Annotated in this window: 27 protein-coding genes and 1 pseudogene; 10 read left to right on the forward strand and 18 right to left on the reverse strand. The window is 35.4% G+C overall.

Annotated features, from left to right (window positions below):
* Nucleotides 1-64 precede the first annotated feature (64 nt).
* Nucleotides 65-289 carry a hypothetical protein gene (locus ABH961_RS27095; protein ID WP_048542097.1) on the forward strand — a complete coding sequence of 75 codons (225 nt, stop codon included), beginning with the start codon at nucleotides 65-67 and terminating at the stop codon, nucleotides 287-289.
* A gap of 187 nt (nucleotides 290-476) precedes the next feature.
* Here ABH961_RS27095 and mutY read toward each other — a convergent pair whose 3' ends face one another.
* Entirely contained in the window at nucleotides 477-1,574 is a 1,098-nt protein-coding gene (gene mutY / locus ABH961_RS27100) for an A/G-specific adenine glycosylase (protein WP_098079781.1), read from the reverse strand.
* A 149-nt stretch (nucleotides 1,575-1,723) separates the two neighbouring features.
* Between mutY and ABH961_RS27105 the strand changes: the two genes are divergently transcribed.
* On the forward strand, nucleotides 1,724-2,704 hold the full coding sequence (locus ABH961_RS27105; RefSeq protein ID WP_048542102.1) for a metal-dependent hydrolase: 981 nt from the start codon (nucleotides 1,724-1,726) through the stop codon (nucleotides 2,702-2,704).
* Nucleotides 2,705-2,728: 24 nt separating this feature from the next.
* On the opposite strand, the gene ABH961_RS27110 is transcribed toward ABH961_RS27105, so the two are convergent.
* Complete coding sequence (locus tag ABH961_RS27110; protein WP_000997857.1) at nucleotides 2,729-2,995, reverse strand: YfhJ family protein; 267 nt, start codon at nucleotides 2,993-2,995, stop codon at nucleotides 2,729-2,731.
* A 123-nt stretch (nucleotides 2,996-3,118) separates the two neighbouring features.
* Between ABH961_RS27110 and ABH961_RS27115 the strand changes: the two genes are divergently transcribed.
* Complete coding sequence (locus ABH961_RS27115; protein ID WP_000517891.1) at nucleotides 3,119-3,277, forward strand: small, acid-soluble spore protein K; 159 nt, start codon at nucleotides 3,119-3,121, stop codon at nucleotides 3,275-3,277.
* 46 nt (nucleotides 3,278-3,323) lie between these two features.
* Nucleotides 3,324-3,476 carry a YpzG family protein gene (locus tag ABH961_RS27120; RefSeq protein ID WP_000122093.1) on the forward strand — a complete coding sequence of 51 codons (153 nt, stop codon included), beginning with the start codon at nucleotides 3,324-3,326 and terminating at the stop codon, nucleotides 3,474-3,476.
* 64 nt (nucleotides 3,477-3,540) lie between these two features.
* On the opposite strand, the gene ABH961_RS27125 is transcribed toward ABH961_RS27120, so the two are convergent.
* Both ABH961_RS27125 and recX read right to left on the reverse strand, forming a co-directional pair.
* Complete coding sequence (locus tag ABH961_RS27125) at nucleotides 3,541-3,858, reverse strand: YfhH family protein (RefSeq protein ID WP_001057030.1); 318 nt, start codon at nucleotides 3,856-3,858, stop codon at nucleotides 3,541-3,543.
* A 10-nt stretch (nucleotides 3,859-3,868) separates the two neighbouring features.
* Nucleotides 3,869-4,681: a recombination regulator RecX gene (gene recX / locus ABH961_RS27130; protein WP_000268506.1), complete on the reverse strand. Its 813-nt coding sequence runs from the start codon at nucleotides 4,679-4,681 to the stop codon at nucleotides 3,869-3,871.
* An 81-nt stretch (nucleotides 4,682-4,762) separates the two neighbouring features.
* Between recX and ABH961_RS27135 the strand changes: the two genes are divergently transcribed.
* The 4 genes from ABH961_RS27135 (at nucleotide 4,763) to ABH961_RS27150 (ending at nucleotide 7,968) form a co-directional block, all read left to right on the forward strand.
* Entirely contained in the window at nucleotides 4,763-5,668 is a 906-nt protein-coding gene (locus ABH961_RS27135) for a TIGR01777 family oxidoreductase (protein WP_098079785.1), read from the forward strand.
* Between the two features lie 140 nt (nucleotides 5,669-5,808).
* Complete coding sequence (locus tag ABH961_RS27140) at nucleotides 5,809-6,939, forward strand: amidohydrolase (RefSeq protein WP_098049420.1); 1,131 nt, start codon at nucleotides 5,809-5,811, stop codon at nucleotides 6,937-6,939.
* A gap of 241 nt (nucleotides 6,940-7,180) precedes the next feature.
* Nucleotides 7,181-7,738 (forward strand): GNAT family N-acetyltransferase, encoded by a 558-nt coding sequence (locus ABH961_RS27145; RefSeq protein WP_000914737.1) that lies wholly within the window; start codon nucleotides 7,181-7,183, stop codon nucleotides 7,736-7,738.
* 110 nt (nucleotides 7,739-7,848) lie between these two features.
* Nucleotides 7,849-7,968 (forward strand): YfhE family protein, encoded by a 120-nt coding sequence (locus ABH961_RS27150; RefSeq protein WP_000358487.1) that lies wholly within the window; start codon nucleotides 7,849-7,851, stop codon nucleotides 7,966-7,968.
* Nucleotides 7,969-8,337: 369 nt separating this feature from the next.
* On the opposite strand, the gene ABH961_RS27155 is transcribed toward ABH961_RS27150, so the two are convergent.
* The 13 genes and pseudogenes from ABH961_RS27155 to ABH961_RS27215 all read right to left on the reverse strand — a co-directional run bounded on the left by ABH961_RS27155 (nucleotide 8,338) and on the right by ABH961_RS27215 (nucleotide 23,688).
* Nucleotides 8,338-9,504, reverse strand: coding sequence for a diglucosyl diacylglycerol synthase (locus ABH961_RS27155; protein WP_098079787.1), 1,167 nt, complete (start codon nucleotides 9,502-9,504; stop codon nucleotides 8,338-8,340).
* A gap of 412 nt (nucleotides 9,505-9,916) precedes the next feature.
* Nucleotides 9,917-10,648: a pyruvate formate-lyase-activating protein gene (pflA, locus tag ABH961_RS27160; protein WP_000589742.1), complete on the reverse strand. Its 732-nt coding sequence runs from the start codon at nucleotides 10,646-10,648 to the stop codon at nucleotides 9,917-9,919.
* Between the two features lie 67 nt (nucleotides 10,649-10,715).
* Complete coding sequence (gene pflB, locus ABH961_RS27165) at nucleotides 10,716-12,965, reverse strand: formate C-acetyltransferase (RefSeq protein ID WP_098079790.1); 2,250 nt, start codon at nucleotides 12,963-12,965, stop codon at nucleotides 10,716-10,718.
* A 339-nt stretch (nucleotides 12,966-13,304) separates the two neighbouring features.
* Nucleotides 13,305-14,852: a glycosyltransferase family 2 protein gene (locus ABH961_RS27170; protein WP_098079824.1), complete on the reverse strand. Its 1,548-nt coding sequence runs from the start codon at nucleotides 14,850-14,852 to the stop codon at nucleotides 13,305-13,307.
* On the reverse strand, nucleotides 14,845-15,810 hold the full coding sequence (locus ABH961_RS27175; RefSeq protein ID WP_048542109.1) for an NAD-dependent epimerase/dehydratase family protein: 966 nt from the start codon (nucleotides 15,808-15,810) through the stop codon (nucleotides 14,845-14,847). The genes ABH961_RS27170 and ABH961_RS27175 overlap by 8 nt, the downstream gene beginning before the upstream one ends.
* Nucleotides 15,807-17,048 (reverse strand): nucleotide sugar dehydrogenase, encoded by a 1,242-nt coding sequence (locus ABH961_RS27180; protein ID WP_098079792.1) that lies wholly within the window; start codon nucleotides 17,046-17,048, stop codon nucleotides 15,807-15,809. Before ABH961_RS27180 ends, ABH961_RS27175 begins: the two co-directional genes overlap by 4 nt.
* Nucleotides 17,041-18,585, reverse strand: coding sequence for a glycosyltransferase family 2 protein (locus tag ABH961_RS27185; RefSeq protein WP_141520051.1), 1,545 nt, complete (start codon nucleotides 18,583-18,585; stop codon nucleotides 17,041-17,043). The genes ABH961_RS27180 and ABH961_RS27185 overlap by 8 nt, the downstream gene beginning before the upstream one ends.
* Before the next feature lie 13 nt (nucleotides 18,586-18,598).
* Nucleotides 18,599-18,793: an LSm family protein gene (locus ABH961_RS27190; protein WP_000899469.1), complete on the reverse strand. Its 195-nt coding sequence runs from the start codon at nucleotides 18,791-18,793 to the stop codon at nucleotides 18,599-18,601.
* 16 nt (nucleotides 18,794-18,809) lie between these two features.
* On the reverse strand, nucleotides 18,810-19,211 hold the full coding sequence (locus ABH961_RS27195) for an LSm family protein (protein WP_000335522.1): 402 nt from the start codon (nucleotides 19,209-19,211) through the stop codon (nucleotides 18,810-18,812).
* A gap of 167 nt (nucleotides 19,212-19,378) precedes the next feature.
* Nucleotides 19,379-20,194 (reverse strand): hypothetical protein, encoded by an 816-nt coding sequence (locus ABH961_RS27200; protein ID WP_048542111.1) that lies wholly within the window; start codon nucleotides 20,192-20,194, stop codon nucleotides 19,379-19,381.
* A 237-nt stretch (nucleotides 20,195-20,431) separates the two neighbouring features.
* Nucleotides 20,432-21,685 carry a serine hydrolase domain-containing protein gene (locus tag ABH961_RS27205; RefSeq protein ID WP_098079113.1) on the reverse strand — a complete coding sequence of 418 codons (1,254 nt, stop codon included), beginning with the start codon at nucleotides 21,683-21,685 and terminating at the stop codon, nucleotides 20,432-20,434.
* Nucleotides 21,686-21,939: 254 nt separating this feature from the next.
* A complete protein-coding gene (nagE, locus tag ABH961_RS27210; RefSeq protein WP_000938876.1) occupies nucleotides 21,940-23,433 on the reverse strand; it encodes an N-acetylglucosamine-specific PTS transporter subunit IIBC in 1,494 nt (497 codons plus the stop codon).
* Nucleotides 23,434-23,574: 141 nt separating this feature from the next.
* A pseudogene (locus tag ABH961_RS27215) lies at nucleotides 23,575-23,688 on the reverse strand (transcriptional regulator).
* 69 nt (nucleotides 23,689-23,757) lie between these two features.
* Here ABH961_RS27215 and glsA point away from each other — a divergent pair.
* Both glsA and ABH961_RS27225 read left to right on the forward strand, forming a co-directional pair.
* Nucleotides 23,758-24,687 carry a glutaminase A gene (gene glsA, locus ABH961_RS27220; RefSeq protein WP_001149862.1) on the forward strand — a complete coding sequence of 310 codons (930 nt, stop codon included), beginning with the start codon at nucleotides 23,758-23,760 and terminating at the stop codon, nucleotides 24,685-24,687.
* Between the two features lie 175 nt (nucleotides 24,688-24,862).
* Nucleotides 24,863-25,204, forward strand: coding sequence for a DUF3969 family protein (locus ABH961_RS27225; protein ID WP_000766602.1), 342 nt, complete (start codon nucleotides 24,863-24,865; stop codon nucleotides 25,202-25,204).
* A 22-nt stretch (nucleotides 25,205-25,226) separates the two neighbouring features.
* Here the strand turns inward: ABH961_RS27225 and ABH961_RS27230 are convergent, their stop codons facing one another.
* Nucleotides 25,227-25,385, reverse strand: a complete 159-nt coding sequence (locus tag ABH961_RS27230) for a hypothetical protein (RefSeq protein WP_098079798.1) — start codon at nucleotides 25,383-25,385, stop codon at nucleotides 25,227-25,229.
* Nucleotides 25,386-25,500: the final 115 nt, after the last annotated feature.

The raw sequence follows: 25,500 nt of genomic DNA on the forward strand, positions 1-25,500 counted from the left end.
TTTTTTTAATCTCCGTATATATCTCTTATCACTCATTCAAACTATAGGAGATGGAGGTGGAAATATGTATATAGGACGCGATATGACTGAACTAACGATGGTTTCAAAAAATGAGTGGAAAGAAGATGAATTAGCTTATTTTCATCACTCATTACAACAGATTTTGCCGTATTTAAATGCAGAAGGTCAAAGTATCTATAAAGAAATTGTAGTAGAAATTGAATCAAGAGGTGGCTTACAACAAGGTGAAGCTAATTGGACTCATGGGACAAAAATTTCTTACGATTAAAAAAGTGTTCCCAATCTAGGGAACACTTTTTTAATTTATCCCGCTTTAACGGGCAGTAAGACCCCAACCTCAAAATGCAGCGAAAGCAAAGAATTTAGGTGGGGGATCAACTGCCCATAAAAGTCCGATTGGTTCAACTAATAATCAGTGGGGGATGAAGAAAACCCCCACTGATTAAAGTTTCACTTTATTGCATTGTAATTTTCTCAACGCAATTCTCATAAATCGTACGATGCGATTTCGAGAATGGTAACTGCTCAAATGCTTCTTTCGATACAAATTTCAATGTATCTGTTTCAACAATATCACCCGTTAATTTTCCGTAAAATACGAATATATCCCAAGTGCGATGTGTAAATGTATGTTGTACATTCATTGCGTATTCTTCAATAGAAATCGAAAGCTCAAATTTTTCTTTCATATAATCTATAAGCTGTTCCTTCTGATTACGAATCCCTTCGCCAAGTTCAATATTCGGAAACTCCCACATGTTAGCTAATAAACCGGTACTTGGACGTTTATTAATGACGTAACGACCATCTTCTGTTTGAAGTACTCCTGCAACAATCGGTACCATCGTAGGGGCCTTCGCTTTACTTTTTACTGGTAACTCCTTTTGAACACCTTCAGCATATCCCCTGCAATGCTCACGTACAGGACAAAGTAAGCATGCTGGATTTTTAGGAATACAAATCAGTGCTCCTAATTCCATCAAACCTTGATTAAAATAAGATGGATTTTCAGCCGAAATAATTTCACGCACAATCTCTTCGAATACTTTTCTAGTTTTCGGTTTTGCAATGTCATCCCATACTGATAAAATGCGAGATAATACACGCATAACATTTCCGTCAACTGCCGGCTCTGGTATACCATATGCGATACTTAAAATAGCACCTTTTGTATAGGGACCGACTCCCTTTAATTTCTCAATCTTCTTTACATCACTTGGTACTATCCCGCCGTATACTTCTTTTACTTCTTTTACGGCTGCATGTAAATTTCGCGCTCTAGAATAATAGCCTAAACCTTCCCATGCTTTTAACACTTCTTCATCATCAGCATTTGCCAAAGCTTCTAGAGTAGGAAACTTCCCCATAAAATTCGCGTAATATGGTTTTACAGCTTCTACCCTTGTTTGCTGCAACATAATTTCCGAAACCCAGACGCGGTATGGATCTTTATTTTTACGCCACGGTAAGTCGCGTTGCTCTTTTTCAAACCAACCAATTAAATCATTTTGAAACTGCTCTATGTTAAAATTATTTAATATTTCAAGTGTCAAACTTGATCCCCCTCATTTTTTTGCATATAAGTACTATTATAAAGATTTTAGGAAAAAATTTAAGTAAGATGACATAGGAAATAGAAGGCAAAGGACTTGAGGTATCGAATAAAAAGAGTTACATTAATAAAAAACGGAGGTGGATTTCTATGGACACAGCCACTCACCTTGTTATGGGCGTTACTCTAGGCAGTTTGGCAACGTTAGATCCAGCCATAGCACAAAGTGATATTGGGCCACAAGCAGTTATGCTTGCTACAATTGCCGGTTCCAATATTCCTGACATCGATACAGTTTTAAAATTGCGTAATAACGCTAAATATATAAGAAATCATCGCGGGATTACTCATTCCATTCCTGCAGTGATTCTTTGGTCATTCCTTATAAGTGGCATCTCTTTCGCCTTCTTTTCAGACGCTCCATATTTGCATCTACTACTTTGGTCATTTATTGCCGTCTTTCTTCATGTCTTTGTAGATATTTTCAACGCCTACGGTACCCAGGCATTACGGCCCTTTACAAAAAAATGGGTAGCGCTCGGCATCATTAATACATTTGATACCGTCATTTTCTTTATCCACCTACTCGCGATTGCTTGTATGCTTGTAGGTTCCCATAAAGGATATACTGCCTTAGCAGCGTATATATTGATGATTATTTACTATATCGGACGGATTATGATGCATAGAAACATACGTAGCGTCGTATATAAACGTTTCAATCATGTGGAGAAAATAATCATTTCCCCTTCTTACAGATTTTATCATTACCATTTAGCAATCGTTACAACTGATTATTACTACGTTGCTAGATGGCATCGTGGTAACATCATGATATATGATAAGTTCGACCGGGTACCGTTCCCAGATAATGCTATTATGCGCGCAGCTAAACAAGATGAAAACATCTCAGCATTTCTATCTTTCTCCCCTGTGTATCGCTGGGACATTTTCGATTATGATCATTATTACGAAGTTCGCTTCATTGATTTGCGCTATCGCAGTAAAGATTATTATCCATTCGTTGCAATCGTTCAACTCGACCACAATTTAAATATTATTAGTTCCTATACAGGATGGATTTTTAGTGAAGAAAAACTTCGAAAAAAACTGGAATTACTTCCACATTAAAAAAAGCGACTTAAGTCGCTTTTTTTAATGTTTCAAATGATCTTCTTGATTGATTAAATGGCTATATTTCGGATTATTTGTACGCATTTCATGAAGGCGACCTCCATGATTATTAATCCATGTTCGTACCACTTGTTCAGTCATTTCATCACCTTGATAACGACCTGATTTAGCATAAGTTGTTTGAAAGTCTTCCCACAATAATTCAACCCACGCACGAGCTTGTGCGTAAGAAAGTTTGTCATTTTTGTCTAACAATTCTTTTGTTAATGTTTCGTGAATATCATTCATGTTCTATTCTCCTTTTACCTATTTATTCCCTTAATTTCTAAAGGATAGTTTCCTCTATTTTGCACATTCTATAAGTGATACTTCTTAAAGAGGTATCAACTGATGATGAGGAGGGCGTTCGCAATGGGTAAACAAGCCGAATTTTGGTCTGAGTCAAAAAACAACAGCAAAATCGATGGTCAGCCGAAAGCGAAATCACGCTTCGCTTCGAAACGACCTAACGGCACAATTAACACGCACCCACAAGAACGTATGCGTGCTGCAAATCAGCAGGAAGAATAGTTCAGGTACAACCTAAAAAATTAACTTCCTACACGAGGTGATAAAGATGAGCTACCGTGATCGCTTAGATAGTCGTTCTGAATTATTTAACCATACGTGGACTCGTCCGAAACATGCAAAAGCGCAAGTTAACGGACAGACGCAACAAACCCAGTCTCTCATTATACTGGCGAATGAATGTAAAAAACGCCAATTTTAGAATCTCCTATCTCCTGTAACGCCTACCAAAGATGAAAACCAGAGAGATATTCGCTCTCTGGTTTTCATTTTTCTTGCAATAAAGAAATCGGTATTCCAATCTCTTCATTATCATTTTGCTTATGTCCCCAAGCAAATACCCCGTTGAAATACGTAATTTCAAATAATATACCAGGTTCTTCTACTAATTCATATGTCTCACCAATATGGAATTTGTTTATATCAGTCATATAAGCACGAGCCATTGCCATCTTGCGCATTAATACATCGAACTCATTTACAATACCAAGCTGCTCTGCCTTTATTGCTTGCTCTTTCAAAACCCCAATTTCTTCCCTTAGCTCATGTGGTGTCATTTCACTGTAGCGCTTTGGCATATTCATCTTATTCCCCTCATCCCTCTTCACGTTTCATCTGCAAAAATATCTCTATCTCATCAATAGAGAACCCTTTGCGATATAACGCTTGTTTCATCTTATTTTCGAATGTCCATCCATCATACTTCTTATATTTCTCATAATATTTATTCCCATGATAGTGTAACGCTTCTTGTTGCTGTTCGTCATCTTTTTCGTCTTTCAATTCTTCCAAACAAATTTGAATCACATCTCTAGAATATCCTTTACGAACAAGCATTTCGTCTAACTTTAGCTTCATTTGTAAAAAGGAATGCTTTTGATAAGACCTTTTCTTCTTTTCTATAAGAAGTAAAGCATTCTCAATTTGCTTTTCCTTCGGATATTCTTGTAAACTATGTGTAATGATTAGATCCTGAACACCTTTATTTAATAACTCTCTTTTAATAACAGTCGGACCCTTTCGATTCACATTACTTTGCGTTCGCGTATATAAAACAGCGTACTCTTTATCATTAATATATCGATCATGTAATAATTTCGAAACGACTTCAGAGATGACGGCCTGTCCCACTTCTTTTTTTCGTAAATAGTCTTCTACTTCTTTTTTTGTTCTCATTTGATAGGATAGATAGGAAATTGCTTGTAAATATGCTTTTTGTACCTCTTCATTGTATAAAATATTCCCTAACGCTATTTCATCAATTTCTAATCCTTTTTGTAATCCATGTTTCATTAAGATTACTTGATCCACACTAAATCCGTATTCTTCACCTTGACCTTTATCAATATAAATATTAAATCGTTCTTTCGATCGTTTTTGCACTTCTATTTTTGTAATGACAGCCATACTCTCACCTCTCTATTATTTTAACATAGTCAAGGAACGTTTTTGCTTTTCAAGAATATATATAATGAGGAGGAAATAATTGTGAGAATCGCAATTTCCGGTGGTACCGGCTTTATCGGTAAATACCTTTCTACTTTTTTTATTCAAAAAGGATATAATGTTTACATTCTTACTCGAAACAAAACTACTGAAACTTCCCATCCTAACCTTCAGTATGTACAATGGACACCAGATTTACAAACCTTCCCCATCTCTTCTATCGATGTAGTTATTAATCTAGCTGGAGAGTCTATTAATAGTAGATGGACAAAGAAACAAAAGGAATCCATTTTAAACAGTCGAATTCAAACAACAAAAGGACTCATTAAACAATTGCAAACACTTGGTACAAAGCCAAATACATTTATTAACGCAAGTGCTATTGGATACTATGGAACGTCTGAAACTGAGTCTTTTACAGAACAGCATGAGATTCCTGGAAATGACTTTTTAGCAAATACAGTATATTCATGGGAACAAGAAGCATCTAAAGCACGCTCTCTTGGAATGCGAACAATCTACGCAAGACTTGGAGTTGTATTAGGCGCAGACGGAGGAGCTCTTCCCAAAATGCTACTCCCCTATCAATTCTATATTGGAGGTACAATTGGATCTGGAAACCAATGGTTATCATGGATTCATATAGACGATGTCGTTCGCCTAATTGATTTCATCATACACAAAGAAGAAATTGATGGCCCTTTTAACATCACAGCTCCCCTACCTATAAGAATGAAGGAATTTGGAGAAACCATTGCAACTATAATGAAAAAACCTCATTGGTTACCTGTCCCTTCATTTATGCTTCACACTTTATTAGGTGAGATGAGTATACTTGTACTCGAAGGACAACATGTATTACCTAGTAAAGCAATTGAACATGGGTATCAATACACATTTCCGGCAATAGACCATGCATTACAAAATATACTTTCGCATACAATGTAGTACTTCTAAAATACAGTTTTACAGGGTCCCCTTTCAAAACTTTCATTTTCTAGAATCCGGAGCATTATTACACAAATAACCTTTCAGTTACTTTCCCTTAAATTCCATTAACATTGTAAAGTAACAGAAATGAGGTACCTATGAAAATATTGCTCAAACAAGCCATTGTCTATCCTATTACATCCCAAAAATTTCAAGGGGATGTACTCGTTATAGGAGAAAGAATTGCCGAGGTCAAGCCTTCCATTCAACCTACTCAAGATATGACAGTTATAGACGCTCGTGCTCTTCATCTTTTACCTGGATTTATTGATGTCCATACTCATCTTGGTCTCTATGATGAAGGTACTGGTTGGGCTGGCAATGATGCAAATGAAACATCTGAAGTTTCAACACCACATATCCGTTCTTTGGACGGAATCCACCCTTTTGATAGTGCATTTCAAGATGCTGTACAAAACGGAATCACAACTGTTCACGTTATGCCAGGAAGTCAAAACATTATCGGTGGTACGACTTGTGTAATAAAAACAGCTGGAACTTGTATTGATCATATGATTATTCAAGAACCTGCCGGCTTAAAGATTGCCTTTGGAGAAAATCCTAAAAAGGTCCATAGTAATGGAACAAAAGAATCCATAACACGTATGGGAATTATGGGATTACTTCGGGAATCATTCTATGAAGCACAGCACTACGGGCATGAAGCTGATTTTCGAATGCTTCCTATCTTAAAAGCATTACGCCGCGAAATACCCGTACGTATCCACGCTCACCGAGCAGATGATATTAGTTCTGCTCTACGCTTTGCAACAGAGTTCAATCTCGATTTACGTATTGAACATTGTACAGAAGGACACTTTATTGTTGAAGAACTTTCGAAACACAATTTGAAGGTTTCAGTTGGCCCCACTCTTACACGCCGTTCTAAAATCGAACTTAAAAACAAAACATGGGATACTTACCATATATTATCGAAAAATGGTGTGGAAGTTTCTATAACAACAGATCACCCTTATACACCAATTCAATATTTAAATATTTGTGCTGCTGTCGCAGTAAGAGAAGGATTAGACGAAAAAACTGCACTAGAAGGAATCACCATATTTCCAGCACGAAATTTACGTTTAGAGGATAGAATTGGAAGCATTGAGGTTGGAAAAGACGCTGATCTTGTGTTATGGACTCATCATCCTTTCCATTATTTAGCCAAGCCTGTACTAACCATGATTGATGGAAAAATAATTTACAAAAAAAATAAAAAAAACTAGTTTATTTTTTTGACTAGATAAAGTATTATACGATTATAAACTGAATGAAACCATAATCAATTTGTGTCGTGATTATCATTTTCAAATTGATGAATGGGGAAGGCAAATGGTGCGCCACCAGCGTTAGAAACTGGTTCTAGTGGGTTCGATTCCCACCCCGAAATTTTTTAAAGATTGATATAAAAATTTCGAGGGTGGGGTGTTTTTTCGTCATGCTACCCTCGTGTGAGGAGGAGTTAGTATGTTGAAAAAACGCGACTTACACGACAGCCACGTTCTATACGAGTTAATGGTGGACCCAGCTGTCTTCCCTTTTGTGCGTCAAAAGGCTTATTCTTATGAAGAGTATTTATTTTTAACGAAACAAACGATTGAAGCTGAAGAGCGTGGGGAATTAATTTCACGCACAATTTTAGATGAATGGGGTAACCCTATCGGAACAATTACTTTATTTGATGTGCAAGAAAAAGCCGGATTTCTCGGAACATGGCTTGGCAAACCCTATCATGGAAAAGGCTATAATAAATTGGCGAAAGATTCATTTTTTAGTGAACTTTTCTATGAATTAGATATTGAAACAATCTTTATGCGTATTCGTAAAATAAATATTCGTTCTATTAAAGCTGCCGAAAAACTACAATATGTAAATCTAGCAAACGAAACAAGAAAAGCCGTTTATGATGAAATTAACGCAAATGAAGAAGTATATAACTTATATGAAATCCCAAAAGATCAATATACACTTGCTACAATGCGAGATACAACGTTCCAAGATGCTCACCAATTAAAAGAAGCATAATCTAAATTTCCAGAAAAAATAATTAATCATTAACATTTTACCATATACGTATATCACCCTATGTCTTTGGAAACGATAGATAGTGACTTTAGGACACGAGGTGATTTGTAATGGATAAAAAGAAACGTGACAAAACAAAAAACACATTATCTAGTACACAAGAAGTTCTTTACCAACGAGAATTTCGCAAAGCAGATCGCGCAGCGGGTTATCGCTCGAAAAGTATTTAAAGTGAGAATGAATAATTAGAAGTTTCCCCCCCTGATTATTCATTCTCATTACATATTTTTTCTACGTGATGGAATAGACAAAAAGGTTCCTTATTTATAAGGAACCTTTTTTGTGTGGATAACGTTATCCACAAAATTTATAGAATTGTGAATAAATTCAACAAATCCTTCACAAGTTTATATGTTGTAACGCATAGTAAATGTTCGAATTGTGGATAGTTTTCTAAAAATTGTGGACAATGTGGATATAGTTGTTAATATTTCGACTTTACTGTTTAATGAAAGCGTAATCTTCATGTGGATAAGTTACTACTTTATCTTATAAAACAATAAAGAACCCTCTTTAAACATATAAAAGAGGGTTTCATATTAAGTAAATAGTTGTGCAAGAGCAGGTGATTTAATAGGTATATGATTCGGTTCTACATGATTTTCTGTCAAAATTGTATCCACAATATGACCAGCTGGCTCCGGACGATAAATGCTTTTCATCGCTTCTTTCATTTGAAGAAGCTTCATATCATCTTGTAATAACGCCTCTGTCTTTGCAAAAACCTCACTATCATCACGAATGACAACTGCAGCTCCTTTTCTTTCAAAGTACATCGCATTTTCATTTTCTTGCCCTGGAACAGGCTTATATAAAATGACAGGTACTTGCAATGCTGCCGCTTCACTTAACGTAATACCGCCTGGCTTCGTAATCATACAAGAAGTAACACGGAATAATTCATCAATATTTTCAACATAACCAAATACTTTTAATGCATCAGGATTTTTTTCCTGTACTCCTAATAAATCCTGTTTTAATGCTTCATTCTTTCCACAAACGACAACTACTTGTAAATCAAGTAATGACATAAATGATTGGCATAGTTCTTTTACACTTCCTAATACCCCATGAGCACCTGCTACAATTAGTAAAATCTTTTTATTTTTACATAACTGATATTTATTATATATAATGTCTGGATTGATCTTGAGCTCAAAACTACTACGAATCGGAATTCCAGTTTCAACAATTTGCTCCGAGGGCACACCAATATCAACCATAATTTTTTTCACGTGATCCGTTGCTACAAAATAACGATCTACTTCCCGATGAATCCATATTTTGTGCACACAAAAATCCGTTAATACGTTATAAACAGGAATTGAAATACCTGTTTGCTTTTTTAACTCTGGTACAGCTATGATTGGAAAAGTATTAATAACAATATCCGGTTTCTCTGCTTGTAAAAGTAATTTCAAACGTTTTCTTCCAAAGTTCGCATACCAAGATGCTATTTTTTTATCATAAATTTTTTCTACGCCATAATAAAACAAGCGGTATAATTCTTTTCCTATTGTATAACTTTTTAAATATAAATATTTTGTAATATCGGTTATAACTGGATGTGATTCTCCGAACAAATCGCATACAATTACATCTTTAATTCCTTTTTGGCGAAATGTTTGTTCTAATGTTTTCGCTACTTGCACATGACCATTACCGTAATGTGCAGTTAATATTAAAACCTTGGGGTTTTTTATCAAACAAATCCACTCCTAGCTTATTGTTTCTCCATATTGCATATACGACAATAGGAAAAACATTTTCCTTAAAAATTACATAAACAGATTCTAATACTTCTCTTTCAGCTATGTACCTGTCGTGGATATGCAAAGCATATAAGATTGACCCCTTAATCCTATCTGTGCTCATATCTTTACATTATACTTTCCTATAAGAGCTTTCGCAATAACTTACAAATGTTCTCTATTCCATAATACTCACTCTTTTACTTCTTAATTCTTTTTACTATTTTGATTTCCCTTTACAATTATGTAAATTTCTCCACTTATTCCTTACAAAAATATGGATATTCTATTTTTAGTATACTCTTTTCTATATACATACTCTAGGTTTTATTGTAAAGAAAGCAAAAAGCCTAATCCAATATTTGGATTAGACTGCTTGTAAAATATGTCTTGCTTGCTCTACATTTTTTTCAGTAGGTGGTTCTACATTCGCGAGTGGATACTTATGCCCAAGTGCCTCCCATTTATATACACCAAGCTTATGATATGGTAGCACTTCAACCTTCTGAACATTAGACAGGCTTTGAATAAAGCTAGATAATTTTTGTAGATCCTCTTCATTATCCGTAACACCAGGAACTAATACGTGTCTTACCCAAATTGGTTTATTTTTATCCGATAAATAACGAGCAAATTGTAAAATATGTTCATTTGGTTTCCCTGTTAATTTACGGTGTTTCTTTGAATCAATATGTTTCAAATCCAATAAAACTAAATCTGTGTAATCCATTAAAATATCTAGCTTATTTTGGAATTCTGGTTCTTCAGAATAACAACCACCCGAAGAATCAATTGTTGTATGAATTCCAACTTCCTTACATTTCTTAAATAATTCAATTAAGAAATCTAGCTGTAATAATGGTTCACCACCACTAACTGTTATACCGCCTCCAGAAGCTTCAATAAAAGGAAGGTAACATGTCACATCCTGCATTACTTCTTCAACTGTTATTTCTTTTCCTTTACCGATCTCCCACGTATCAGCATTATGACAGTATTGACAACGTAATAAACACCCTTGTGTAAATATGACATAACGAATTCCTGGGCCATCAACAGTACCACAAGACTCTACAGAATGAATTCTTCCTTTTATCATGTTACTTCCTCCTTTATTGAAGCAGACCCCTCTTCGATTTATAAAAAGCAGAGGGACACTTTTTCACTTACATACTTTCATGCATTGTACGATTAATTACATCGATTTGTTGTTCACGAGTTAATTTAATAAAGTTTACAGCGTAACCAGATACGCGAATTGTTAATTGTGGATATTTCTCAGGATGTTCCATCGCATCCATTAATGTTTCACGATTAAATACGTTAATATTTAAGTGATGGCCTTCTTTTACTGCATAACCATCAAGCATTGATACTAAGTTACGTACTTGTACATCATCCTCTTTACCAAGTGCTTTTGGAATAATAGAGAATGTATTAGAAATACCATCTTGTGCATCTTCATATGGTAATTTAGCTACAGATAATAATGAAGCTAATGCACCTTTTGTATCACGACCATGCATTGGGTTCGCACCTGGTGCAAATGGTTCTCCAGTACGGCGACCATCTGGAGTGTTACCAGTTTTCTTACCGTATACAACGTTAGATGTGATTGTTAAGATCGACATTGTATGAACAGAATTTCTGTATGTTTTATGTTTACGAAGTTTATTCATAAATGTTTTTACAAGATTTACAGCGATTTCATCTACACGGTCATCATTGTTACCGTATTTAGGGAAATCTCCTTCGATTTCAAAGTCAACTGCAATACCGTTTTCATCACGAATTGGTTTTACTTTTGCGTGTTTAATTGCACTTAAAGAGTCTGCTACTACTGATAGACCCGCGATACCTGTTGCCATTGTACGAAGAACATTTGTATCATGAAGTGCCATTTCAATACGTTCGTAGCTATATTTATCATGCATGTAATGAATAACATTTAATGTGTTTAAATATAGACCTGCTAACCATTCCATTGTCATATCAAACTTACGCATAACTTCTTCATAATCTAATACTTCAGAAGTAATCGGTGCGTACTCAGGACCAACTTGTGCTTTAGATTTTTCATCTTTACCACCGTTAATCGCATATAGTAATGCTTTTGCTAAGTTTGCACGTGCACCGAAGAACTGCATTTGTTTACCAATTCTCATTGCAGATACACAACAAGCAATTCCGTAGTCATCGCCGTATTCAGTACGCATAATGTCATCATTTTCATATTGAATTGCTGATGTTTTAATAGACATTTTTGCACAGTAGTTTTTAAAGTTCTGCGGTAATTGTTTAGACCAAAGAACTGTTAAGTTTGGTTCTGGAGCTGGTCCTAAATTATCTAATGTATGCAAGAAACGGAATGAGTTCTTTGTTACTAATGGACGACCATCTAATGCCATACCACCGATAGACTCAGTTACCCAAGTTGGGTCACCAGAGAATAATTCATTATAATCAGGTGTTCTTGCAAATTTCACAAGACGTAATTTCATAATGAAGTGATCCACAATTTCTTGTACTTCTCCTTCTGTTAAAGTACCATTTGCTAAATCTCTTTCAATATAAATATCTAAGAATGTAGAAGTACGTCCAAGACTCATTGCAGCTCCATTTTGCTCTTTAATCGCTGCAAGATATGCGAAGTATAACCATTGGAATGCTTCTTGTGTGTTTGTTGCTGGCTTAGAAATATCAAAGCCATGAGAAGCAGCCATTTGTTTTAACTCTTGAAGTGCACGCATTTGCTCAGATAACTCTTCGCGTAAACGCATTGTATCTTCGCTCATTACACCGCCAGTTAAATTCAAATCAACTTTTTTCGCTTCAATTAAATGATCAATACCATATAATGCTACGCGTCGGTAGTCACCGATAATACGTCCACGTCCGTATGCATCTGGAAGACCAGTAATTACACCTGATTTACGTGCATTTCTCATTTCTGGTGTATAAGCATCGAATACACCTTGGTTATGAGTTTTTCTCCAATCTCTAAAAATACGACTAAGCTCTTTATCCATTTCGTATCCATAAGATTCACAAGCTTGTTCCGCCATACGAATACCACCATATGGTTGTAAAGAACGTTTAAATGGTTTTTCAGTTTGGAAACCGACTACTTTTTCAATATCTTTATTTAAATATCCTGGTTCATGTGATGTAATAGAAGAAACAATTTTTGTATCCATATCAAGAACGCCACCATTTTCACGTTCTTTCGTTGTTAAATCCATTACTTGATCCCAAAGTTGTTTCGTTGCTTCAGTTGCTCCCGCTAAGAAAGATTCGTCCCCTTCGAAAACGTTTACATTATTTAAAATGAAATCGCGAACATCAATCTCTGCTTTCCATTTTTCACCTTTAAAGTTTTCCCATGCGTTTTTAACATTTTCTAATACTTGAGTCATCCTAATCTCCTCCATTTTTGATTAGTACAGGACTAAGATTTTTTATATAACAGCTTACACACTTAGAATACTACTTTTTTGCTAAAGTGAACGAAATAGTTGTGACATGTTTGTGAAATGTTGAGCAAACTACTATATGCATAGTGCTAACTTCACTTAAAAGTCTTTATAATTAACCCTTTCCTTAATTGTATTTTTTTGGTATCCTTATGTACGAGTCCTATTTTGTAATATAAGAACAATACCCATTGTAGAGCTGTAATACTCTTATCTCCTAATCTGTTATAGTTTTTATAACAGAACAAAAAAGTGTACATATGTTGTACACTTTTTTTGTTACTACTCTAAAACGTCTCTTTTTCTATTCCCATCATAGAATCCACCACGGCTACCTTCTAATACAATTAATTGCTCTAATCCTTCTATATGATCACCTATAATTCGCAAGACAGCTGGAGGATGACCTATTTTTGCAAAATGTTCACTGGGACGAATGCGGTTCATCTTATCGACCTCTACACGACTTACACACGCAATTTCGAATCCTGAAAGAATAGCTTTTACTTGCGCTACGCAAGGTGACAATAAAGACCTATACCCAATTGATTTCAAACACTTCTGGCTAAACGCATTAGGTACAGCGATAAGAGATCCTACTCCTAAATCTTTTCTATCACAAGCTAAATTTAATGCATATTTAAATGCAGTTACAAGATGAAGCGGTACTCTTAAATCTAAATAATGATTTAGATCATTTAATGCGACATCCATTCCATCTGCAATAGCTTTTGTAAATGGATATAGCTCACTAGCTGGAATAACAAAATCACCGTCTATAAATAATACAATTTCTCCTTTGGCGAAATAAGTCCCAAGTGAACGTCCCACATCGTTGCCAAGTGCTTCTTTATATACAATTGTTGTTGCTCCCTTGTCTTTTGCAATCGTTGCTGTTTGATCAGACGAACCATTTACAACAACGATAATTTCAAAAGGTTCAATTTTGCGAAGCTCTTCTATAACATTTCCAATTGTTTTCTCTTCATCTTGTACAGGAATAATGACCGATAATTGTTTTCCTTTATACAACTTAGATGTAACGCCCCATCCTTGATAAAAATCTTCGAAACTTAAAGTATGATAGACACACTCTCTTTTCCTATTTCCATCATAATACCCTCCGCGCTCATCAGTGCCTACTATTCGCTCCGCTACAGCTTCTATATGATCACCTATCATCCGTTTTTCAGATTGAGAAAGACCCGTGCCATACGCAGCATGCTCGGCCGGCCGAAATTTATTTGGCGTAATAACGTCAATTGCACAATGACGACTAATTCTCCATTTGCTTTGTACTAGGCGTAAATGAGCGACAATAGGATTAACGAAACATTCATATCCAATGCTTTGAACAACCTCTTTCGTCAACGCATGCGGTACAGCTAATAAAGAATCAATCTTTAATTCTTCGCGCTCTAATATTGCATTTAATATTTGGCGCCATACGGTAATAGAATGCGGTTTTTGTTTCTTTAAAAATAATGCGTCCAAATTATTTAAAACGATGTCGGCCTGATCATGTAAAATCGGATTCAGGAATAATTGTAATTTTGAAGTTTGAATAGCAAAATCTCCATCTATAAATAGTAATACATCACCTATCGCGTGTTTTGCGCCAATCGCGCGGCCAACATCGTTCCCTAGTAGCTCTGTATGCTTGATTACTTTACACCCTAAACAATCAGCAACCTCTTCTGTACCATCGTTACAACCGTTTGCTACTACAATAATCTCTATTGGATTTAATCCTTTTGCCGATTGGATAACATCTGAAATCGTTTCAGCTTCATTACATACAGGTATAATGACCGATAGTGACTTAGCCATTATTTTCTTCACGGAACCACTTAATAGTTTCTTTCAATCCTTCTTCCCACGTTACCTTTGCTTGAAACTGAACAAGTTCTCTTAATTTCGCAACATCTGGTCTTCTATTTGGAATTTCTTCAAAGCCATGTGGATATACCTCTTCAAAAGGAACTTGAATAATCTTTGAAGAGGATTTCGTTAGATTTTTAATTACTTCTGCTACTTCTTTTATACTCTTTTCATTCTCAGAACCTATGTTAATAATTTCACCATTTACCTTTTCATCCATTGCTCGAATCGTTGCCTCTACCGCATCACTTACATACGTAAAGCAACGTGTCTGCTCTCCATCTCCATATACGAGAATGTCTTCCCCTTGCAAAGCCGCACTAATAAATCGTGGGATTACCCCTGCATACGGACCATCTTTCGCTCTTGGACCATAAATATTAAAATAACGAACAATCGTTACCGGTAAACCTTCTAATGCGTATCCTAAACATAATGTTTCTTCTAATGTTTTACACACTGCATAACTCCAGCGTATTTTAGAAGTTGCCCCGTATAATCGATCTCCCTCTTCAGAGAAGGGTGGCTTTGCCTTACCATATACTTCTGAAGTAGAAGCAAAGACCACTTTCTTCTTTTCTTTTAGCGCTGCTTGTAAAATATTTCTCGTTCCATCAAAATTTGTTTCAATAAGCTCTATACTCTTTTCCATTGTCGTTTTCACGCCTAAAATTGCTGCTAAATGAAACACTACATCATGTTGGTTTACTAATTCATAAATAGAATTTTTATCTAAAACACTTATTGGAATAACTCGAATTTCTTTCATTAGCTCATCATGATATTTATTTTTCCCTTTATAGAAGTTATCAACGATCGTAACTCCATAGCCTCTTTTCACCAGCTCTTCAGCTAAATGTGAACCAATAAATCCTGCTCCACCTGTAATTAAACATTTCTTACTCATACACTCACCTTCTTTATAATTCCACGTGTATCTATTACTCGCTTCATTCCTTTAAAAAGCTTCCAATCGATATTAGAGTGATCAGTTAAAATTAAAATACAACCCGCTTGTTTAACCACTTGTTCATCCAAAGAAACAGATTGGTACACCTTATCTTCAAACTTTGCAGAAGAAATATATGGATCGTGATATTCGATTTCATATCCTTCTTTTATTAACAATTCAATAATTGGTAAAGCCGGTGATTCTCTCAAATCATTTACATCTTTCTTATACGCAATTCCTACAATTAAAACTGATGCAGGTGATTGCACCATGCCTTTTACTTTCCGGACTATTTTCTCTGGCATTTCTTCATTAATCACATGTGCAGCCTCAATTAATTGACTAATTTCCCCATTCCTTTTTATTCTCCATTGGAAATATAAAGGATCTACTGGAATACAATGTCCTCCTATTCCTGGTCCTGGCCAATATGGGGTAAATCCAAACGGTTTTGTAGATGCGGCTTCAAGCGCCTCATAAAAATCAATTCCTAAACTTTCACATAGTGTGTTTAACTCATTTACTAATGAAATATTGACTAGGCGCTGAATATTTTCAAACAACTTACACATTTCCGCTACTTTCGGAGAACTAACTGGAACAACGACATCAAATGTAGTGCTATATAACTCCTGTACTTTTTGTTTACACTTTTCTGTTTGTCCACTAATAACTTTTGGAATCGTTTGAACGGAATAGTGACTATTAGCCGGATCAATTCTCTCAGGGGAATATCCGATATAAAAATCTTCTCCTACCTTTTGACCTGCTTGAGAAATAATCGGAATAATAACTTCCTCGAGTGTACCTGGATATGTGGAGCTTTCAAAAATGAAGGTTTGTCCTTTTTGAAGGTTTTGTTGTATATAATGTGAGGCTGAAATGAGGGCACTTAAGTCTGGTTCTCTTTGTTCATTAATTGGTGTCGGGACAGTGACAATAACATAATCACTATTTTGAAAATCAGCAATGCCTTGATCCGGTGTGTTCACTATTAAATTTTTTTTCATCAATAAACTTTGTAACTCTTTAGAAGAAACATCCGGAATATAACTTTCTCCTTTTATAATTGATTCTATTTTTCTAATATCTTTATCTAACCCAAGTACTGTATGCCCTCTCTCTGCAAAATGGACTGCTAAAGGAAGGCCAACATACCCTAAGCCAATAATAGCTACTTTACTACTATTCATTTGTATTCTCTTCTTCCCTTCTCAAGTGTTGAATGATATCTCTATCTCTATCTCCATCCGTAAAGCCACCGCGTTCATCTGTACATTGTAATAAATACGCAATCGCCTCAATTTGATCCCCGAAAATACGATCAAATGCTGAAATACGCCCATTTACAAATTCGTGTTGCTCTGGACGTACTCGATTTGTTTTTATAACATCTACTAACTCTACTGCTGTAATAGAGAATCCTTCTAAAATAGCTTTCACCTGAGCTACTGGAGGAATCACAAGAGAATCATAACCAATTTTCTCTATTACTTTTTTATGCATAGCGTGTGGTACTGCTGTTAATGAGTTATTCCATAAATCTGGTCGCTTCGCTATCAAATTCACAAAATATTTTCCCATGCTAATTGGATCTGCTGGATGAAACATATCTAATAAACACTGTAAATCATTTAATACCACATCACTTCCATCTTCAATAGCACGCAAAAATAGAATTAAATTTGTTGCTGGAATAACAAAATCACTATCAACAAATAAACAAATATCTGCCGTAGCATACATGGCCCCTATCGCCCGTGCTACATTATGCCCAAGCACTTCCTCCAACTCAACAACAATAACATTCTCTAGCTTTACTTGTTTAATGGTCTTTACGGCAGCTCCATTCACAACAACTATAATTTCATCTACACCTGCTTTTTTCACTTCTTGTATAACAGACCTTATAGTTGTTTTCTCTTCTGATACTGGGATAATGGCACTATATTTCGCTTTTTTCTTTTGTAATAAAACTGGTTTATACTTTCCTACAAACTCCCTATCTTTATTGCCCTCTGAAAAACCACCGCGATTACCGTATGTTTCGATTACGTATTGTAAAGCTCGCAAATGATCCCCCATAATACGACTAGTCGCTTTCGGATAAGGAGAGCCAGGTGATGTGCCCGTATGGACAGGACGAACTTTATTTGTGTAAATGACATCAACTGAAGCCATATCAGAAATATCTACTCCTCTAGACATCGCCATCGCTTGAAATAGTGCTGGATCCGCTAAATTCCACCACCCTAGTTCTTCAATCACTTCACGACTTATCGCATGTGGTATCGCAATTAAAGATCCTACAACAAATTCTTTTTTGTTCAAATAACGGTTTAACATATATTTTCCAACCGTCGTATAATGCGGTCTCATCTTCAAATAAACGGACCATGTTAAATTATTTAAAACAATCTCATGTCCTTGCTGTATTCCTTTAATAAAATTGTATAATTCTTCACTTTTCATGACGATATCGCCATCTAAAAATAAAACAATTTCACCTTTTGCTTCTCTAGCACCAATTGCCCGTCCCACATCATTACCAAGAGAATATCTATAATAAATCACACGGCAATTATGCTGTAACGCTATTTCTTTCGTACCATCTGTCGATCCATTATCTACTATGATAATTTCATATGGTTCCAACTTCCTTACTTCTACTAAAACTTTTGATAAAGTACTTGCTTCATTATGCACTGGAATCACAACTGACACTCTCATACTTGTATCACGCTTACCCTTCCAAGCGAACATAAGCAATAATCGGAATACGTACAACTACATCTTCTGGTGGTCCATAAGAAGGAGAAGTACGAACAATTACTGCCCCATCCGTCACAGATAAAAGAACGCCTGCAATGATTTCTACAGCTGTCACAACTTGCACTAGTTCACCAACATGGTTACGTAATTCATCAGTAAATAACATATATAACTCTCCTTTCTTACACTTCTTTAATTGATATAATACTTGTAAATGGTAATAAAACTTCTGTTCCTATTCCTTCTTGCAATGTTAAGAAATCATCACCAACTGCTACAATCACACCCGTTAACTGTCCAACTGTCACAGTAATTTCTACGTTTTTACCCAAATATTGCTCTGCAATTTCTTTAAAAGGTGATGTATTACATTCTTTTAAAATGTTACAAATAATAGATTGGAATCTACTTGATTCAATAACTTCTTCCGTAGCTTGCTTAGAGTTTCTTTGAATAAATCTCGCGAAGTTTTGTGAAAATAAAAGTCTCTCCACAGCAGGCAATAACTTATTATCTAAAAAATAATCTAATTGTCTATTAAACAATCTCGATAGCTTTTTCCAATACTTACCGAACAAACACATACACTTCTCCTCCTATTATTTTTAAAGTATAAAAACACATCCATACATCTTAATGTATACAAAGCAGGCTTTTTTTGTGATAGGTAAGGCATACATTTTTCAAAGAAACCATCTTTTCTAGTCACACAAAAAAGATAGATGGTATCCCATCTATCTTTATGTATATTTTAATTTTTAATTGTAACAATGGCAGCTGCACTATAATAAACCGCTCGTGGTAATTCTGCCTGTTCACTTATAGAAGCTGTAACAAGTGAACCACCACTTGCCGAGAAATACTTAACAGCTTCTAAAGGAATACCATCTTCTTTTACATCAATATGCGTCCCATCTCGCCAATCTATTTTCTGCATTGTTGCTGAAAGGTCCCCAGTCACTTTACCAAATTCTTTACCATCCACTCCTAAAAAGATCCATTCCCACTTTGTTAAACTTAGTACTTGTTTCAATTCTCCAATTTTCTTTCCCTCTACATCGGAAAAAATATAGAAGTTACGTACTCCCATCTTCTTTTGAACACGCAATAATCTTTCTCCCGAATTATTATATAAATAAAATTGTTGCTTATGTAGTCCATTAACAAGAAAAGAGAGTACAGCTTGCCATACACTTTGAATCACAAAATCATACTCTTCTTTTAAAAATCCTACTGCACTGCCATCTAATCCAAAGTATGTAATTACTTGAAATACTCCTACTTCTTTGCGAACAACAAATTTTTGTTGCTCCAATAATTCAGAAGCCTCTATATTATAATTTTCCTGTTTGAGCATTTTTGATCTTCGTTTTTCTATAAAGCTATATATTAATAATCCAAATGCCGGTAGTACAACACCTATTAATTTCAGATTTTCTTTCTTCGAAGTGAATAGCATCCCTTTTTTATATTCCATCACTAATCCAATTGCGAGAATAATCCATACAATGACAGATACCCCAAAAATGCGTTTTGCATTACGTGCGTGATGCTTATGTATACTCATATCCTTCCCCCTTTTCCATTTACCCCGCTATTTGCCGGGCAGTAAGACCCCCATCTCAAAATTCGGCGAAAGCAAAGAAGTTAGGTGGGGGTCTTACTGCCCGAAAAAGCCCGATTGGTGAGGGCTAATAATCAGTTTGGGATGAAGCCCCCCCACTGATTAAAGTTTCACTTTATTTCATTATCCCATTGCACATACACTTCCTCAATAAAAAAGACTATCCAATAGGATAGTCTCTTACACTTCAATATTTCGCAACATCGTATAAATGTCGTTATTCACTTTACCAAACGATTTAATATTATTTTGAATGTTAGATAATAAAACGACATACACACTTCCGTTTTTACTAAATCCATTTAAACAATTCCATCCTGGCATTACACCGTGATTCGAATAACTTCCCGGGTCTACATACCAACCAAATCCGTAATCCTTTTTCACAGCCGTAAACATTTGATCATAACTCTCTTTTGAAATCAGCTTTCCAGAGAAGAGTGCTTCATTAAATAAATATAAATCATGTGCACTTGTATATATATCACCACAACCATATAGTTGTGACATACTTGGAATATTAGGTGTTGTCATATTGTTATTTACTATTTTATAACCTGTTGATGGGAACCTTGTTTGCTCTAACGCTTTACCGAAACCAGAATGTTTCATACCCGCAGTAGCAAAAATATGTTGTTTAATATAGTCTTCTAACGGTTGTCCACTTACCTTCTCAGCGATATAGGCGAGTATCGAATAGTTCGAATCGGAATATTTCCATTTCTCTCCTGGGCTCCCAACACGCTTTTGCTTTCCTATTCGTTTTATCAGTTCTTCATGAGAAATATCCTCTGTTCCTTGCTCATACTCTGGAATTCCTGATGTATGTGTTAGTAAATGCTTTAACTGAATCCCATTACCTTGAGGGAAATCTGGAATATACTTTGCAACCGTATCCTCTACATTTAATTTATTTTGATCCTTTAATTGCATAATAGCAGTCGCTACAAATGCCTTTGAAATAGAACCAATATAAAAAGTTGTCTCTGAATTATTCGGTACTTGTTTCTCTTTGTTCGCCATACCGTATCCTTTATTCAAAAGAACTTTTCCGTTCTTCACAATAACAGCTGTCCCGCTAAATCCTGCGTTTTGTAAATATTGATCTAATTGAGCGTTTTCATTAATTTCTTGAGGTGGTCCCTCAGCAGGCTTTTCCACAGCTTGTGCTTGCTTCACTTGTTTTTCTTGTTCTTCCTGCTCTTTTTGTTTTTGTACTTCTCGTTTCTTTTTTTCTTCTTCTTTCTTTTTCAGCTCTTCTTGTTTCTTCATTTCTGCCGCTGCTTTTAAAGTTTCTTCTTTCTTATTATGCGCAACAATTTTTGTATACATGAAATATACAAGTGAAAATAGTAAGACGAGAATGATTGTTCTTTTTATGTATACAATCGGCCGACGTGCTTTCCCATTCGCATTATTTTTTTCCTGATCCATGATTGCTTTTTTCCCCTTACTCACCAATAATTTACTTCCTCTACTAAAGATTTATTTTAGCAGATTATGGATACTCTATTCTATATCATCCCTACTTTATCACGCACTGCACATATTACCAACCTATATGTATAAAAAAGAAAAAGAAAATTTACAAAAGTAAGATTCCCGTTAAATCGTTAACATAAAAAAGAGGATATCCTCTAAAAAAATTGATGTTATCAATCTTTTGGGATATCCTCTTATCTCATTATTTATACGTGTTTTTTCATATCATCGGCAACAGATTCAACATTTGTACCTACGATAACTTGTACACTCGTGTTACTTAATTTCATAACACCTTTTGCACCAGCACGTTTTAATGCTGCTTCGTTTACTTGACCAGCATCTTTCACTTGTAAGCGTAGACGTGTTGCACAGTTATCAATAACTGTTAAGTTTTCTTTTCCACCTAAAGCTGCTACGTAAGTTTCACCAATTGAACCTGCAACTGGAGCTTCTTCACCTTCAGCTAGTTCCTCTTCGTCTTCACGACCAGGAGTTTTTAGGTCGAACTTCTTAATTAAGAAGTAGAATACTACAAAGTAAATTGCTGCGTAAATTAAACCGATTCCTGCAAGTAACAATGGTTTTGTTGCAATACCGAAGTTTAAGAAGTAATCGATTGCTCCGGCACTAAATGAGAAACCATCGTGAATGCCGAGTGTTGTTGTAATGAATAGAGACAGACCTGTTAATACAGCATGAATTCCATATAATACTGGTGATAAGAACATGAATGAGAATTCAATTGGTTCTGTAATACCAGTTAAGAATGAAGTTAATGCTAGACCACCTAACATACCTGTAACCATTTTACGTTTTTCTGGTTTAGCAGCTGCAATCATTGCGAAACATGCTGCTGGTAAACCGAACATCATGATTGGGAAGAAACCAGTCATAAACATACCTGCTGATGGATCTTTTGCAAAGAAGCGTGCAATATCACCATGAACGATATCGCCAGCTGCATTTGTAAAGTCACCAAGTACGAACCAGAAGTATGTGTTCATTACGTGGTGTAAACCGATTGGAATTAATAAACGGTTTAATAATCCGAATAAACCAGCACCAATTGAACCTAAGTTCACAATGCCATGTGCTACTGAATCAATACCACTTTGAATCGTTGGCCAAATTTGACCGAATACTAATCCTAAAAGAAGCATTACGATTGAAGTAATGATTGGTACGAAACGTTTTCCTGCAAAGAATCCTAACCATTCTGGTAGTTTAATCTTATGGAATTTGTTGTATAGTAATCCCGCAACAACCCCTGCAATAATACCACCGAGTATGGCCATATTAATTTTCGGCGTTAACGCCGCTGCTTTTGAAACCTTTGTCATTGTATCTGCTAATTTAGTTGGATCTACTGAACCTACTAAATCTTGAACACTTTTTAATTTATCATTTAACTCTGCTGCTGAATATGTCTTACTTAGAGCATTCGTTGTATTTTGTAAAACAAGATATCCAATTGCTCCGGCAAGTCCAGCTGCTCCACTACCATCAATAGACAAACCGATTGCAACACCAATTGCAAAAATAAGTGCTAAATTATCAAAAATTGCTGCACCGGCCTGTGCCATAACAGGAATGTTAAATACGTCTTCTTGTCCTAAACGAAGCAATAATCCTGCTGCTGGTAGTACGGCGATTGGAAGCATTAATGCTTTACCAATACGTTGTAGAAACTGCAACATTTTAATTCCCCCTATCAAATTTATGAAATCGTTATCATTATAAGTACGCCTTAGAAAACGCTTTCTATTTACATAACCATAATAACATATAGTTGTATAGATGTGTAGTTTTTATTTTCGAATTTTTTATGGATAAATCTCCTATTTCCAAACTGTTATATAAAAGGAAAATTCTCCTTTTTCAATACAGAATTATCAAAATGAAAGACCCACTATAGAACATGTAACTTTCGTTTTATCATTCCACCTTTTCATGTTATTATTTATTTCCGAGCATATCGGGAAAAGTAAACGTAGTTAATTCGAAATAGGAGCGTTGGTACTATGCAGTGCATTGAAACAAACAACTTACAACAGTTGTTAGAACAAGTAAAACCATATACGAAAAAAGGAAAGCTTGCTACTTATATCCCCGAACTAGGAAATGCAAATCCAGACGATTTAGGGATTGCCATTTTCCATAAAGAAACAGAATATATCCATGCTGGCAACTCACAAACACTATTTACTCTTCAAAGTATTTCAAAAGTAATTACACTTGCACTTGCCCTTTTAGATCGTGGTGAAGAATATGTATTTTCTAAAGTTGGAATGGAACCAACTGGTGATCCATTCAACTCTATTATTAAGTTAGAAACAACAAGTCCATCCAAACCACTTAATCCAATGATTAATGCGGGAGCACTAGCTATTACAAGCATGTTAACAGGAAAAGATAATGAAAAAAAAATGGAGCGCATCCTTCATTTTGTACGTGAAATAACAGATAATCCTACCATTAATTATTCTTCTAAAGTTGCCAATTCAGAATTAGAGACAGCTTACTTAAACCGTTCACTTTGTTACTACATGAAACAAAACGGAATTATCGATTGTGACATCGAAGAACTTATGGATTTATACACTCGACAATGTGCAGTTGAAGTAAACTGTATCGATTTAGCACGTATCGGCTTAATTTTTGCGATGGATGGCTATGATCCATATAAGAAAAAGCAAATTATCCCTAAACATATTACAAAAATCTGTAAAACATTTATGGTTACATGCGGTATGTATAACGAGTCTGGTGAATTTGCGATTCGTGTTGGTATCCCCGCAAAAAGTGGTGTAGCTGGTGGTATTTTCGGCTGCGTAAAAGGAGAAATGGGAATTGGTATTTTCGGACCAGCTTTAGATGCAAACGGAAATAGTATCGCTGGTTTTAAAATTCTTGAACTTCTTTCTGCTCAAGAAGGTTGGAGTATTTTTTAATTCATAGTTATCCTGCTATACTAGCAGGATTTTTTTATTTCATAAAACCCTCAACTTTATCGGCTATCCATCCCCTTATAAAAACCGTACTGAAAGTTTCTCTATATCATGCATATTTGCTCCCCCCTCCTGAATAATATAGTACAACCTAGCGCTATATGTGGAGGTGTGAAAGATGAAACTAATATTTCAAATGGAAAAACAGCCTGTTCTTGAAAAAACAATTCTTCTTTTTATATTGAGTATTGTAGAAAGCTTGAAGTTAAAAGTTGTTTCACTCGATGAAGCTCACCGATACATATTCAATTTAGAAGTGCTTGAACTACTAATGGATCGGAACATCGATGATCAAGTACTTGAACTCATCCATTTCGGAATGGGACTTGAAGACATTCATCATGTGCTTCCTGAAGAACTTGAACATACTATCGAAGAATTAAAGTGGCTTTGCATTCAAGTTCTAAGTGAATACAGTATGCATGAAGAATCGGAACAATTAATTGAAGATATACGTTAAAAAAGCACCTATTTAGGTGCTTTTAATGTTTTTTCAAAATATTTTTATACGTCTCAATATTTACTGGTAGTTCTTCCTCTTCTAAAGTATGTTCATTTACATCTTTATGAATGAACGCACCTTTAGGCGGTTGATGGTCATGCCCTTTTTTCTTATGATCAAATGCTTTTCCGCGTCCCATACGGATCCCCTTTCTTTAAAAGAAATCCGTATTAGTATGGGGAAAGAAAAGTACGTCGACATATGCAATCCTTTGCCGTATTTCCAAGGAAATACTCGAACATTGTTTTCTGTTC

Origin of the sequence: Bacillus sp. RC251 (assembly GCF_044908765.1) — a bacterium.
In the GTDB taxonomy this organism is placed as follows: domain Bacteria; phylum Bacillota; class Bacilli; order Bacillales; family Bacillaceae_G; genus Bacillus_A; species Bacillus_A wiedmannii.

Coding starts and splice junctions, on each gene's coding strand:
- pflB (WP_098079790.1), bottom strand. CDS start 12,965: ATGACTCAAGTATTAGAAAATGTTAAAAACGCATGGGAAAACTTTAAA.
- ABH961_RS27110 (WP_000997857.1), bottom strand. CDS start 2,995: ATGAATGATATTCACGAAACATTAACAAAAGAATTGTTAGACAAAAAT.
- ABH961_RS27145 (WP_000914737.1), top strand. CDS start 7,181: ATGTTGAAAAAACGCGACTTACACGACAGCCACGTTCTATACGAGTTA.
- ABH961_RS27105 (WP_048542102.1), top strand. CDS start 1,724: ATGGACACAGCCACTCACCTTGTTATGGGCGTTACTCTAGGCAGTTTG.
- recX (WP_000268506.1), bottom strand. CDS start 4,681: ATGGCTGTCATTACAAAAATAGAAGTGCAAAAACGATCGAAAGAACGA.
- ABH961_RS27140 (WP_098049420.1), top strand. CDS start 5,809: ATGAAAATATTGCTCAAACAAGCCATTGTCTATCCTATTACATCCCAA.
- ABH961_RS27115 (WP_000517891.1), top strand. CDS start 3,119: ATGGGTAAACAAGCCGAATTTTGGTCTGAGTCAAAAAACAACAGCAAA.
- ABH961_RS27175 (WP_048542109.1), bottom strand. CDS start 15,810: ATGAGTAAGAAATGTTTAATTACAGGTGGAGCAGGATTTATTGGTTCA.
- ABH961_RS27120 (WP_000122093.1), top strand. CDS start 3,324: ATGAGCTACCGTGATCGCTTAGATAGTCGTTCTGAATTATTTAACCAT.
- ABH961_RS27185 (WP_141520051.1), bottom strand. CDS start 18,585: ATGAGAGTGTCAGTTGTGATTCCAGTGCATAATGAAGCAAGTACTTTA.
- ABH961_RS27180 (WP_098079792.1), bottom strand. CDS start 17,048: ATGAATAGTAGTAAAGTAGCTATTATTGGCTTAGGGTATGTTGGCCTT.
- ABH961_RS27170 (WP_098079824.1), bottom strand. CDS start 14,852: ATGGCTAAGTCACTATCGGTCATTATACCTGTATGTAATGAAGCTGAA.
- ABH961_RS27190 (WP_000899469.1), bottom strand. CDS start 18,793: ATGTTATTTACTGATGAATTACGTAACCATGTTGGTGAACTAGTGCAA.
- ABH961_RS27095 (WP_048542097.1), top strand. CDS start 65: ATGTATATAGGACGCGATATGACTGAACTAACGATGGTTTCAAAAAAT.
- ABH961_RS27125 (WP_001057030.1), bottom strand. CDS start 3,858: ATGAATATGCCAAAGCGCTACAGTGAAATGACACCACATGAGCTAAGG.
- glsA (WP_001149862.1), top strand. CDS start 23,758: ATGCAGTGCATTGAAACAAACAACTTACAACAGTTGTTAGAACAAGTA.
- ABH961_RS27200 (WP_048542111.1), bottom strand. CDS start 20,194: ATGAGTATACATAAGCATCACGCACGTAATGCAAAACGCATTTTTGGG.
- ABH961_RS27230 (WP_098079798.1), bottom strand. CDS start 25,385: ATGGGACGCGGAAAAGCATTTGATCATAAGAAAAAAGGGCATGACCAT.
- ABH961_RS27225 (WP_000766602.1), top strand. CDS start 24,863: ATGAAACTAATATTTCAAATGGAAAAACAGCCTGTTCTTGAAAAAACA.
- ABH961_RS27205 (WP_098079113.1), bottom strand. CDS start 21,685: ATGGATCAGGAAAAAAATAATGCGAATGGGAAAGCACGTCGGCCGATT.
- ABH961_RS27150 (WP_000358487.1), top strand. CDS start 7,849: ATGGATAAAAAGAAACGTGACAAAACAAAAAACACATTATCTAGTACA.
- nagE (WP_000938876.1), bottom strand. CDS start 23,433: ATGTTGCAGTTTCTACAACGTATTGGTAAAGCATTAATGCTTCCAATC.
- ABH961_RS27195 (WP_000335522.1), bottom strand. CDS start 19,211: ATGTGTTTGTTCGGTAAGTATTGGAAAAAGCTATCGAGATTGTTTAAT.
- pflA (WP_000589742.1), bottom strand. CDS start 10,648: ATGATAAAAGGAAGAATTCATTCTGTAGAGTCTTGTGGTACTGTTGAT.